A 13,493-nucleotide genomic window follows, 5' to 3' on the forward strand; every position below is an offset into this window, starting at 1 on the left:
AAGGGCGAATCATTGCGTAAAAAAAATGAGAAAATAACTAAAAATTTTATTTAATTTTAACAACATTAAACATCATAAAAAAAGTGGTGCGCTTTGCGCCGGAATGGTTGGAATAGTTTTACCGGAATGCTTATAACGAAAAAATGGGTAGAATAATTGCAATTGCAAATGTAAAAGGTGGAGTAGGAAAGACAACTACTTCAATAAACCTTGCCGCAAGTTTCGCAGTTTTGGAAAAGAGAACTTTAATTATTGATGCAGATCCTCAGGGCAATACAACAAGTTCCTTTGGTAATTTACAAAATCCAAATGCAACCTCTACATTAGGATTATTTAATTTTTATAAAGAGAATAAAATAGAGCCTTTGGCTACAAACTCCTCCAACTTATATTTAGTTCCAACAACTATAAAATTGGCCAGTTTAGAAATTAAAGGCAAAAACCTGTACGGCACCAATCATGATCTCAAATTGTCTTTAGAATATCTAAAACCCAAATATGATTATATAATAATTGATTGTGGTCCCTCGCTAAATTTTATTACTACGAGTTTTTTATGTTTTGCCGATTCTGTTATAATTCCTATTCAATGCGAGTATTATGCACTTCATGGTTTAGCAAATTTGTTTAGCGTAATTAAGACTATTAATAAAAACTATAATCATTTGTTAAGCATAGAAGGAGTTTTAATCACCATGTATGATAAACGTTTAAATTTCTCCTCTTTAATAGTCAATGAAATTATTAAAAATTTTCAATCATTAGTATTTTCAACTATGATTCCGAGAAACGTAAAGTTGTCTGAATCTCAAAGTCTTGAAAAAACAATCATTGAGTATGATGCCACTTGTATTGGAGCAAAAAAGTATTTATCTTTAGCATCTGAGATAATCGAAAACAACAAAAATGTGAATAAATTTAATTTAGGTAAGAATCTGAATCAAATTATAGAAGAATCTAATAAAAATAGTGATTTAAGTGCTATTTTTGAAGAATTGCCCATCAATAAATCAAGGGAAAGCTTTAATCTATATTCAGATAATTTTAACAAACTAAAAGGATTGAACAAAACGGATATTAATAATATCTTTGGTGAGTCCTTTAATGACAAACACAGTAATGTGTGGATGTATCGACTTACAGACAATGGTAATTTATTTCAAAAGAAATATTTGTATTTGTATTTTGAAAACAATAAAGTAGAAAATGTTTCGGCTACCTATTTTAAAAAAACAGATGTATAAGGGCATTTCGCAGAAGAAGAAAAAAAATGGCTGTCTCAAAAGAAACAGCCATTTTCTATTTTTGGAAGTTGATTTACTATAAATATTCTCCGTGTTGAGTAATATCTAATCCTAATTCTTCTTTGTCTTCGCTTACACGCAAAGGAGTGATTTTGTTTACAATAAAGAATAAAGCATAAGAAGCAGCAAAAGCAAAGATAGATACTAATACTAAAGCTTTCAATTGGATTAAAAATAGGGTAGCGTCACCGTAGATTAATCCTTGGTTGTCACCAACAATGGAGTTCACAGATTTTGAAGCAAAAACACCGGTTAAAAGCATTCCTACCATACCACCTACACCATGACAGGCAAATACATCTAGAGCATCGTCAATTTTTCCTTTAGGGAATTTGCCGCATACAAAATTACTCACCATACTAGCAATAATACCAATAGCGATAGCATGTGGTATAGTTACAAATCCAGCCGCTGGCGTGATAGCAACTAGTCCCACAACGGCTCCAATACAAGCACCCATTGCTGATAATTTATGACCTAATATTTTGTCTAAGAAAACCCAAGCCATTGCAGCAGCAGCAGCAGCTACCGTTGTGGTTCCTAAAGCTTGAGCAGCTAAACCGCTAGCGCCAACCGCAGAGCCGGCATTGAAACCAAACCATCCAAACCATAACAAACCAGTTCCTAATAAAACATATGTAATACGAGCTGGGTTTACTTTCTGTACTTTTCTTTTGCCTAAGAACATTGCTCCAGCTAAAGCAGCCCATCCTGCACTCATGTGAACTACGGTTCCTCCAGCAAAGTCTAATACGCCCCATCCGAAGAATAAACCATCAGGATGCCAAGTCATGTGGCATAAGGGGGTATAGATGAATATGATGAATAACACCATGAATAATAAGTAGGCCCAGAAACGAACGCGCTCTGCAAATGCACCTGTGATTAATGCAGGGGTGATAATGGCGAATTTTGCTTGGAAAAAGGCAAACAATATGAATGGAATGGTGGGGGCTAGTTCCCAAGCAGTGGTCGCATTTACGCCTTGAAACATAAAATTACTCGTAGGATCTCCGATAATTCCTCCAATAGAAGGGCCAAAACATAATCCGAATCCAACCAATACCCATAAAACCGTTACGATGACCATAGCCATAAAACTTTGTAGCATGGTACTAATTACATTCTTTTTCCCAACCATACCTCCATAGAAAAAACCAAGACCTGGCGTCATCAGTAATACTAAGGCAGAAGCTACAATCATCCAAGCGGTGTCGCCTGTATCTAGTTTTAAAGCGACAACATGAGCGCCTAGCGTTGTAGCTTCGCTTTGGAAATAAATTGAAAAAACGGATAATACCAAAATTGTGATCAGTATCACACTCAAAATAATCTTTCGCATAGTTTTTTGTTTTAGTTAAATATGGGTTAAAAATATAAAATCATTTTATACCCCTTTAAAAAACTACAATTAAAAATTAATTTTTATTAATTTGATATTTTACCCCCTATAATTTTGAGGGTGTGTGTAAATTTATTGCTAAATTTTGAATTTTGACAAAATGGTGTTTTTTTAAATTGAACTATAAAAAAGGTTTTTTATTTTAATTTTAGGTGTTGAGTTGCCTTTTTACCTTTTTTATGAGTAACGACAGCTAGTCACCATCAAAAAAAAGGTCTCGCTAAAAACGAGACCTTTTTTGCTATTCAATAAAAAGTTAGCTTAAGATTTTGGATTCAAAGCACTGTCGATTCGAGCTACCAAATCCAATAAGTGGAATTTACTCAAACGATCCATTCTTGCTGCGGCCGCTTTCATTTCATTTTTCAATCCTACCAATTGTCCTCTAGCGATAGAAGGCAAATCGGTTTGGGCTAAATTTACGGTTCTTGAATTCATACCATAAGCCGCACCTACACTGTTAGAACGTACTACTGCATTACCTGGTTTTAGCATAGCAATTACTTTATCTACATACAGTTTTTGAATGTTTCTGCGGTAAATGTCTATTTTGGCGCCACCAGCTAATTCTGAGAAGATTCCTTTTTTCAAGTCAGTCATTAATTCATCTACAGAATAGTTTTCTGGACTACTACTTGCACTTTCCATCAAACGCACCATTCTGTCTCCAGCCAATAAGTTAGAAAGGGTTCCGTCTTGCATTGCTTTGATGGCTTCTACACCACTTTCTGGACTAATTTTAGATAAAACGTTAGTATCTAGTAACCATTTTGGTGTAGCAAATAATTGCGTGTTCAAGAAGGTAACCGCTTCTTTTTGGATGCTTTTTGGAACAACTTCAAATTGGTTGCCTGACATGTCATAGGTTTTTGGTGTGTCATAAATACCACCTACGTTTTTGGTCACGTGTCCCATATAGCGTCTGAATTGTCCTGTCAAAGCATTGTACATTTCTTCTAATTCTGAATAGCTTTCTCCTTTTTCGGCACTCCAAAGGATTAAGTTAGGCAAAATGCGTTTTAAGTTTTTGATTCCGTATGCAGAAGCTTTCATAGCATTATCTCCAATGTCTTCTGTTTGGTATCTTGGGTCATAAGGACTAGCCTCTGTTCCAAACCACAAACGACGGTTTTTGTAGGCTTCTTTGGTCATCTCGTTCAAGATGGCTTTTTCTGCTTTTTCATCTTTGGCGTCAGCAAAATAAGAATACCCCCATTTGATAGCCCATTTATCATAATCACCAATTCTTGGGAATAAGTGTTTTACGCCGTCTTCTGGCTGTGCTACGTAGTTGAAACGCGCATAATCCATAATAGAAGAAGTGTGACCATTCTTTTCTTGGAAAGCAGCATCTCTAAGTTTTTCTACTGGAGTAGCAGTACTTGCTCCCATATTGTGACGTAAACCTAAAGTATGTCCTACTTCGTGAGAAGACACAAAACGAATCAATTCGCCCATTAGGTTGTCATCAAATTGTTTTTTTCTTGCCGCTGGGTCCACAGCAGCTGTTTGGATTAAATACCAGTTTCTCAACAAACTCATAATGTTGTGGTACCATCCGATATGGCTTTCTAAGATTTCGCCTGTTCTTGGGTCGTGTACGTTTGGCCCATAGGCATTTTGGATATCGGCAGCAAAATAGCGCAATACGGAGAAACGCGCATCTTCTAAGCTCATCGTTGGGTCATTCTCTGGCCAATATTCACCACGAATAGCGTTTTTCCAACCTGCTGCTTCAAAAGCTACTTGCCAGTCGTCAATCCCTTGTTTGATAAATTTTCTCCATTTGATTGGAGTGGCAGGATCGATATAGTAAACGATTGGTTTTTTCGGTTCGATCAATTCGCCTCTTTTTTGTTTGGCAGCGTCTTCAGAGTTTTTAGGTTCTAATTTCCAGCGAACGGCAAAAATTCCGGTATCCGATTTTTGAGATTCTTCTTCAAAAACATCAATTTGGTTGGCAAAGAAACCTACACGAGCATCGAAAGTTCTTTTGCGCATAGGTACTTTTGGTAACAACAACATCGAAGTATTTAATTCAATAGTCACCACGCCTGCATCTAATGCAGCAGGTAAGTTGGTTCCGATTTTAGGTGTTGGGTTTAATGAAAGTTGCGGAGCTGTGGTAGCATAGGTTTTTACGGTTTTGATTTCAACATTAATTGGGTAGCTGCTCATTTTTTGAATAAAAGAGCGGTCTTTTTGAAATCCTTGAATGTTGAGTAATTGTTTTTTGATAGGATCCAAAGAGAAAGTTTGTAAATCCGATTCAAATGTTGGCGTTACATCAATTACATAAGCTGTAGTTTCTTTTCCCTCTTTTTTGAAGGCTAAAATTTCATAGTTACCAATAATTGGGTCTGCTGATGAATTTTTTACAGCTTGAGCAATAGGTTTGTCCTCATCTGGAGAAGTAATTACATGCGTAATAGAGCGTAACAAGAGGTTGTTGTTCAATCCTTTTTCCCATTTGATAACTTGACGATTTACTTCTTCACCCCCAAAAACACCGCCACCAGCTGGAGTTTTAGAATAACGGGTGATCGTCATGATTTCTTTTCCAATAAGCGTATCGTTGATTTCAAACAAAAACTTATTGTCGGACGTTTTATGAATATCAAAAAGCCCTTTTTGAGTAACAGCAGTAGAGTCGACTACTTTGTTGTACGGTTTAGGTCCTTTTTTTTCAGGAGCCTTTTGTTCTACTTTTGGAACTTCTTTACCTGCATCCTTCTTTTTTTTGCTTTGAGCAAAAGTGCCTTCGGTACAGCAAAAAAGTAGCGCGGTACTCAGTAGCAATAGTTTAGTTTTTGACATGTTGAATTGAATTTTTTAGTGGTAATAGATTGATATTGCATTTTTGAAAAATCTATAATTAAATAGTTTTCTAGCTTCAAACGTATTAAAAAAAAACAAAAAAAGCGCGTTTTTGTAAGTTAAAATTTAAAAATTAACAATTATTTTCGACAGCTACAGGTTGGTGAAAAAACATGATTTTTCTCATAAGCTATCCTCTTTTTTTAATTTATTTTTGCCAAAAAAATAAGAAGTAAAGGGGCGATCAATTTTGAATTTGTAGGAGGTAAATCTCTTGATCTCAAATAAATATTAATTTATTTTTCGTAATATTACTATATAAATACCATTCATGAGAAAAATAAAGTACCGCAAAGGAAGAAAAGTTCAGCCAAACGGACTAGAATATACAGGAATTCATAAAAACAAAGAGTCTGAAATGCAACTCTTTGTTTATGATTCGGTTGGATTTTCTGAATATGTAGATTTTGAAATAAATGATTTGAACAGATTAGTAGATTTTACTAAAAACAATTGGTTGAATATTCATGGATTGAACAATCTAGAATTGATTAAAGCGATAGGTTCTCATTTTTCTATTGATAATTATGTATTATCTGATGTGTTGAATACTTCTCGACGCACTAAACTAGAAGAAACACACGATCGTTTGTTTTTTAATATTAAATCGATATTGCCAACCGAGCATTCAGACAACTTAAGCGTAGAGCAAATTAGTTTTTTGCTAAGAGATGGGTTGTTGATTTCTTTTCAAGAAAAACGATCGGACTTCTTTTCCCATATTAGAGATCGCATTCGACAGAATTCGGTTATTTTGCGAACCAAAAAAAACGATTATCTTTTGTACACCTTACTCGATGCTGTAATGGAAAATTTCTACATCACCATCGAGAATGAAGAAGATCGTTTGGAAGAGATTATGATTTTATCCAAAACTAGTTCGAATCCCATAATTTTGGAACAAATCGAAAAACATAGGGATAATTTTAATTTTTTAAAACGAGCCATTTTGCCACTTCGCGATTCATTGTATGATATAAAAACTATAAAAGAAGATAATACTTTTAATGTAATTCAATCAGATAGTTTTGTGTTTTTTGCTCGTTTACACCAAAAAACATTAGAACTTTTAGAGCAAATTGATTCGGATATGGGGTTATTAGAAAGTGCTTCTAATTTCTTCTTTACGACGCAATCCCACAAAATGAATGAGATTATGAAAACGCTAACTATAGTGTCGGCCATTTTTATACCACTGACCTTTATAGTAGGCGTTTATGGGATGAATTTTGATAACATACCTGAATTACATTATCAAAATGGTTATTTCTATGTGCTATTATTGATGTTAGCGATAGGAATTGCGATGGTCGTTTACTTTAAGAAAAGGCGTTGGTTTTAGAATTTATAGAAAAATATAAAATAAGAAAATGATTAAAAGTAATTACAATGAATAAAGCAATATACATAGCCACTAGTGAGCAAAATTGTGGTAAGTCGATTATCAGTTTAGGATTAATGCAGTTGTTAATAGGTAAAACTGCAAAAGTAGGATATTTTAGACCCATTATTGAGGATTTTCAAGAAGGACAATTTGATAATCATATCGAAACCGTAATTTCTCATTTTGGATTGGATATGAAATTCGAGGAGGCCTATGCTTTTACCAAGAGCAAATTAATCAAGAAAAAGAACAAAGGAAAGATTGGGGAAGTGCTGGATGTAATCATCGAAAAATTCAAGCTTTTAGAAGAAAAGTTCGATTTTGTTTTGGTGGAAGGCACCAGTTTTATTGGAGAAGGAACAGCTATAGAAATGGGAATTAATGTTCTTATCGCAAAAAATTTAGGAATCCCAACCATAATTATAGGTTCCGGAATTGGTAAAACACTCGACGAATTGGTAGACAGTTTGTATTTGGCTTATGATACTTTCAAGGTAAAAGACGTTGAAGTGATTTCGGTAATTGCTAATAAAGTACAGCCCGAAAACATAGAGTTGGTAACGAATGATTTGAAAAAGAATTTACCAAGTTCGGTGCTCATCAATACCATTCCATTAATTTCTAGTTTGAACAACCCAACGGTGCAAGAGATTGTAAACGAAATTGGAGCCAAGGTGTTATTTGGTCACGAATATTTAAACAATCAAACCGGAAGCTACAGTATCGGTGCGATGCAATTGCATAATTATTTGTTGCATCTCAAAGAAAACGCTTTGATTATAACTCCTGGAGACCGAGCAGATATCATTTTAGGGGCGTTACAAGCCAATGAATCGGCTAATTATCCTTCGGTTTCGGGCATTGTTTTGACAGGAAATATTATGCCTGAAGTAAGTATTTTGAAATTGATTGAAGGACTTTCATCTGTGGTACCAATTTTAACCGTTGAGGCTGGGACTTATAATATTTCGAATCAAATAGGTGCGATTAAGTCGAAGATCTATGCTAATAATACACAGAAGATCGAAACTTCGATTGCTACTTTTGAAAAATATGTAGATATCGATGCTTTGGCAGAAAAGTTTACCACTTTTGAATCAGATGGAATTACCCCAAAAATGTTCCAATACAATTTGGTAAAACGAGCTAAAAAACACCGCAAACATATCGTGTTGCCAGAAGGTAATGATGACCGAATTTTGATAGCGGCTTCGCGTTTGCAGCTAATTGATGTGGTCGATATTACCATCATTGGAAATAAAAAACAAATAGAAAGCAAAGTGCTAGAACTTGGTTTAGACTTTGATTTTGATAAAGTTGCTATTGTAAATCCAAAAGAATCAGAGCATTATGAGGATTATGTAAACACGTATTTTGAACTGAGAAAAGCCAAAAATGTTTCGATTACAATGGCAAGGGATTTAATGGAAGATGTGTCATATTTTGGAACGATGATGGTGTACAAGGGACATGCTGACGGAATGGTTTCGGGAGCGGCACATACTACGCAACACACTATTTTGCCAGCGCTTCAATTTATCAAAACTAAACCTAACTCATCTGTGGTTTCGTCTGTGTTTTTTATGTGTTTAGAAGATAGAGTTTCGGTGTTTGGAGATTGCGCGATTAATCCGAATCCAACCGCAGAACAATTAGCAGAAATCGCGATTTCATCTGCGGATTCGAGTTTGGCATTTGGTATAGACCCTAAAGTGGCAATGTTGTCGTATTCTTCTGGAACTTCTGGTAAAGGGGATGAAGTGGAGAAAGTAAGAGCCGCTACCGAAATTGTAAAAGCCAAACGTCCTGATATTAAAATTGAAGGACCAATTCAGTATGACGCTGCGGTAGATATGAGTGTGGGTAAAAGCAAAATGCCAGATTCACAAGTTGCAGGACAAGCCAGTGTCTTGATTTTCCCAGATTTGAATACAGGGAATAACACCTATAAAGCGGTTCAAAGAGAAACTGGCGCCTTAGCGATTGGTCCAATGTTACAAGGATTGAACAAACCGGTGAACGATTTGAGTAGAGGTTGTACGGTAGATGATATCATCAATACGGTGGTAATTACAGCCATACAAGCACAAGGATTGTAATTGCATACCAAAAGGTAAGTTGTTGCCTTTTAGCCCCGGTAGGAATGAAAATCCTTTTGCCCCGATTTTTTAGGGGTAAAAGATTACTTCGTCAGTTCGCTATCGCTCGGGTGTAATGGATGACGGGACTTTGACCACAAGAAAGCGTATTTTTGCCGCTTCAAAAAATGAAATAAATAGGCTTAGTGGTAAGACAAACAAAATAGTAAAATTGTATATATATATGAAAATTGTAATTATAAATTCAGGAAGTTCATCGATAAAGTATCAATTGATTGAAATGCCAGAACAAAAGGTAATTTGTAGTGGAATGATTGATCGAATTGGGTTGGATACTTCTAATTTGACCTATACCACAGCGACGAATAAAATTGTGGAGTCGTTGCCTATTGCGAACCATAAAATAGGATTGCAAAAAATTGCGCAGTTGTTGATGGATGAAAAAGTTGGGGTGATTCAGTCTACTTCAGAAATTAAAGCGGTAGGACACAGGGTGGTGCACGGAGGAAGTTCTTTTTCGAATACGGTTGAAATTACAACCGAAGTTAAGGATCAAATTCGTCAGCTTTTTGAATTGGCTCCGTTGCATAATCCCGCGAATTTAGAAGGGATTATTGTGGCAGAACAAATTTTTGAATCGGCCAAACAAGTGGCGGTTTTTGATACGGCTTTCCATCAAACAATGCCAGTTGAAGCCTACAAATATGCCATTCCAAATTATTTATTGTCCGAAAATAAAATACGTGCTTACGGATTTCACGGTACTAGCCACAAGTATGTTTCGGAAAAAGCCATTCAGTATTTAACACAAAAAGCCAACCATAAAGCAGATAAAATTGTTACCATTCATTTAGGAAATGGATGTAGCATGACGGCTATCAAAGGCGGAAAAAGTTTAGACCACACGCTTGGTTTTGGACCGATGAACGGATTGATTATGGGAACTCGTAGCGGTGATGTGGATCCATCGGTGATTTTTTATATGGTAAAATCGTTGGGCTACTCTACAGATGAAGTGAATGCTTTGCTGCAAAAACAAAGCGGAATGTTAGGCCTAACAGGCTACAGCGATTTGAGAGATATAGAAAGTAATGCTGAAGCGGGTAATAAGGAATGTCAATTGGCTCTAGCCATGAATGCGTACCGAATTAAAAAATTCATTGGTTCGTATGCCGCTGTGTTGAATGGTTTGGATGCTATTGTTTTTACGGCCGGAATTGGGGAGAATTCGGATTATATTCGTCGATTAGTATGTGCTGATATGGAATATTTTGGTCTTGAATTGGATCAAGAAAAAAACAGCATCCGCTCTAAAGAAATCAGAGAAATAAATACGCCAAGTGCTAAAACAAAAATATTGGTGGTTCCAACCAATGAGGAGGTAGAAATTGCCAATCAAGTGTATGATTTACTAAGCTAAATTATCTCAAATATGTAAGATACTTTTTTAATTTTAAAAAGTATATTTGCGCTCTTACTGTAAGAACTGTTGTTTATTTATTTAAAAAAAAATCCATTGAAATCATTTTTTTCATTTTTTATTTTGTTGACATGTATTACCGCTTTTAGTCAAGAAACTCCAAAGAAACCAAAAGGAGATAATGACTTAAAGTTATCAACGCTTCCTTATTATAGTTTCGGAAAAGGGATTGGTATGACGTCGCCTGATAGTTTGTATCAATTGAATATTAGATTTAGAATGCAAAATCGGGTGAGTTTTATGGATAATGAGGACGGCATAAGTGGGTATGATGCGCAAATAAAAAGATTGCGTTTGCGATTAGATGGGTATGTGGGTTCTCCGAAGATTTTGTATGCTATTCAATTGTCGTTTGCACCTGGTGATGTCGGAGAGATTGTCGAGGGAGAAAATTTGAATGTTATTAGAGATGCGGTTTTAATTTATAGACCCAATAAAAATTGGAATTTCAGTTTTGGACAGACCAAATTACCAGGCAATAGACAACGTGTGAATTCATCAGGAGCTTTGCAGCTAACGGATAGAACCATCAATAATGCCAAGTTTACTTTAGATCGTGATTTTGGGTTTCAAATTCATAACATTCATGAGCATGAAAATAAGTTTTCTTATAATTTAAAAGGAGCCATTAGCACAGGAGAAGGTAGAAATGTAACCAATAAAGTAGATCAAGGCGTGGCATTTACTGGTAAAGTAGAATTGTTTCCTTTTGGGTCATTTTCTAAAGACGGAACTACTTTTGAAGGCGATATTTTAAGAGAAAAGAAACCAAAATTGCTGTTGTCTGGAGCGTATCAGCACAATAAGAATGCGCAAAGAACACAAGGACAATTAGGTAATGATTTGTATGAAAAAAGAACAATGAACTCAATTCTACTTGATATGATGTTTAAGTACAACGGCTGGGCAGCAATGAGTAGTTATATGTCAAGGTCAACACCAGAAAATGCGATTACTTACAATCCAAAAGATTTAACCCAAAAACGATATGTATTTGTAGGGCACGGTTTCGATTATCAATTGAGTTATTGTTTCCCGACTAATTATGAAATTATCGGAAGGTATTCTACTCAAAAGGTAGGTGACGACATCAAACAATTAACTCCAAATACAAAAGAGGTGAGCTTAGGTGTTACCAAGTATTTTTGGCAGCATACCTTTAAATTGCAAGGTGAAATCAATTATGATACCTTGAAGTATTATGATGGAACCTCTAAAAATAATTGGTACGTTCGTTTTCAGGTAGAAATTGGGATTTAATTGTAGCTGGCTAACTTTGAATTGAATACTAAATTATTTTATAAAAATATAAATTCTACAATCCTATTCGTTAGATAAAAAAAGCTTCTGAATTCAGAAGCTTTTTTGTTAAAAACCTATTAAATTTGAGGATAAAATCACTATTTTGAAAAAAGTACTTTTCCTTATATGATATCGTATTGCTTCTTGATTGATGACGATATATACGTGGCTACCGTAGAAAAGGAATATTCAAATTTAAGTAAGCGATTTCCAAATTTAACTCCAAAGGATATCAGACTCCGTACAAAATTCAATTAAATACTTGCTAAAAAATCGACAAGAATCATTAATTGCAACAATTTATTGCAATGCTTTTCTATTAATTTGGGAAGAGTGAATATGTATAACGCAGGTATCGCCTTAGAAATCTACTATAACTAAATTACTTCACTATTTTTTGTGCTATTATTTTTTAGTTCAAGTACAATCTTCGATGTCTACTTCAAAACCAAGATCTTTTTTCACGAGTTAGTATTTTAGTAGGAGTTCAAGTTACGCTTTGCTTGGCTCTCCTATTTTTAAATTCAAAATACAGACTATTACATCTCCAAAACAGTCCGTGAGCTCCGTATTTTATTGAACAACTCATTTTCGCAACGAAGTCTAATGTAAATTCTAGGTTTAAGGTATAAGGTATAAGCAAAGTTAGTGGTTGGTGACTTAGAACTGAAACCATCTTGGCTACTACAAATTCCTTTTAAAATCATTGCAGGAACTCTTCAAAGATAATTATTTTGATTTGCTTCAAAGTTTGTAATTAGAAGCGATTCATTTACCAAACCTAATTCCGTTTTTTGGAATTTCTTCCAAAAAAAAGAACTGTGTTGAGCTTTACGGTAACAACATTTCTAAATTAGATAAAAAAAATGTTAAGAATTGTAATTCTAAAAACAACCTCATTTGCCAATATAATTTCTTTGTTTTGCTAGTGTTTGCATAGCACGTATATCTTCACTCCCTCGCTTACGATTTTTAAAAATCACACTAAATTTTAGATGTACAATTTTGGTTTGGCTTACTGTTTTTCTAAGTGGTCTGTTTTTTGACAATTAGAGTATAGAAAATGACCAAATGTATTTTCATTCTTGCTTTCAAAGAGAAAAGTTTAAACACTGGATCTAAAGCATTAGTGATTTTTGAAGAAATAAAATGCATATTCTGGATTAGAAATGTTTTTTGCCTTTGAAGATATATTATGATCATTCTGTTTACAAGATGCTTGTGTTATGAGGAAAAAGGTTTCAACGATTATATTCTCAAATTTTTGTTCATCAATAGTATAAAAACACATCCTATTTTGTAGGTAATCTTATTTATCTGTAGCCATTAGATTATAATATTTAATATGTTGCCTTTGTAAATAAAGAGACTTATTGTCTGGATGGAAATTTAAATTTTTAAATGATATGTGCATGTTCAATATTTTAATTACTAACCTGAACTCGATTAATAATTTGGGTTGAAAATATTGCACAAAAAGGTAAAATTTAGTATGTTTAAATCCCTGACAATTAAATATTTAACTAAATTCTACCTTATGATTTGTTTCGATAAAATTACTGATATTTTTTCTATTGTAGATGAATTTTGTAAAGATTTTGACAAAACTACACGACCTTTTCTATTAGGAAAACCTTCCAAACGC

At 34.5% G+C, this 13,493-nt stretch carries 7 protein-coding genes; 5 read left to right on the forward strand and 2 right to left on the reverse strand.

Annotation, left to right across the window (positions count from 1 at the left end; genetic code table 11):
- The first annotated feature begins 143 nt into the window (after window positions 1–143).
- A complete protein-coding gene (locus O9307_RS05610; protein ID WP_366100100.1) occupies window positions 144–1,244 on the forward strand; it encodes a ParA family protein in 1,101 nt (366 codons plus the stop codon).
- 76 nt (window positions 1,245–1,320) lie between these two features.
- Here O9307_RS05610 and O9307_RS05615 read toward each other — a convergent pair whose 3' ends face one another.
- A complete protein-coding gene (locus O9307_RS05615; RefSeq protein ID WP_298296172.1) occupies window positions 1,321–2,646 on the reverse strand; it encodes an ammonium transporter in 1,326 nt (441 codons plus the stop codon).
- A gap of 321 nt (window positions 2,647–2,967) precedes the next feature.
- Window positions 2,968–5,523 carry a zinc-dependent metalloprotease gene (locus O9307_RS05620; protein WP_298296174.1) on the reverse strand — a complete coding sequence of 852 codons (2,556 nt, stop codon included), beginning with the start codon at window positions 5,521–5,523 and terminating at the stop codon, window positions 2,968–2,970.
- A gap of 331 nt (window positions 5,524–5,854) precedes the next feature.
- On the opposite strand from O9307_RS05620, the gene corA reads away from it, so the two are divergent.
- The 4 genes from corA (at window position 5,855) to O9307_RS05640 (ending at window position 11,806) form a co-directional block, all read left to right on the forward strand.
- Window positions 5,855–6,925, forward strand: coding sequence for a magnesium/cobalt transporter CorA (gene corA, locus O9307_RS05625; protein WP_298296176.1), 1,071 nt, complete (start codon window positions 5,855–5,857; stop codon window positions 6,923–6,925).
- A 47-nt stretch (window positions 6,926–6,972) separates the two neighbouring features.
- Window positions 6,973–9,066 (forward strand): phosphate acetyltransferase, encoded by a 2,094-nt coding sequence (gene pta / locus O9307_RS05630; protein ID WP_298296178.1) that lies wholly within the window; start codon window positions 6,973–6,975, stop codon window positions 9,064–9,066.
- 223 nt (window positions 9,067–9,289) lie between these two features.
- Complete coding sequence (locus tag O9307_RS05635; protein WP_298296179.1) at window positions 9,290–10,486, forward strand: acetate kinase; 1,197 nt, start codon at window positions 9,290–9,292, stop codon at window positions 10,484–10,486.
- A 96-nt stretch (window positions 10,487–10,582) separates the two neighbouring features.
- Window positions 10,583–11,806, forward strand: a complete 1,224-nt coding sequence (locus O9307_RS05640) for a porin (protein ID WP_298296181.1) — start codon at window positions 10,583–10,585, stop codon at window positions 11,804–11,806.
- The last annotated feature ends 1,687 nt before the right edge of the window (window positions 11,807–13,493 follow it).

The organism is Flavobacterium sp., from assembly GCF_027531905.1.
GTDB lineage: Bacteria > Bacteroidota > Bacteroidia > Flavobacteriales > Flavobacteriaceae > Flavobacterium.

Bases quoted from the DNA above. Each gene is read 5' to 3' on its own strand.
- O9307_RS05610 (WP_366100100.1), top strand. From the start codon at position 144: ATGGGTAGAATAATTGCAATTGCAAATGTAAAAGGTGGAGTAGGAAAG.
- O9307_RS05615 (WP_298296172.1), bottom strand. From the start codon at position 2,646: ATGCGAAAGATTATTTTGAGTGTGATACTGATCACAATTTTGGTATTA.
- O9307_RS05620 (WP_298296174.1), bottom strand. From the start codon at position 5,523: ATGTCAAAAACTAAACTATTGCTACTGAGTACCGCGCTACTTTTTTGC.
- corA (WP_298296176.1), top strand. From the start codon at position 5,855: ATGAGAAAAATAAAGTACCGCAAAGGAAGAAAAGTTCAGCCAAACGGA.
- pta (WP_298296178.1), top strand. From the start codon at position 6,973: ATGAATAAAGCAATATACATAGCCACTAGTGAGCAAAATTGTGGTAAG.
- O9307_RS05635 (WP_298296179.1), top strand. From the start codon at position 9,290: ATGAAAATTGTAATTATAAATTCAGGAAGTTCATCGATAAAGTATCAA.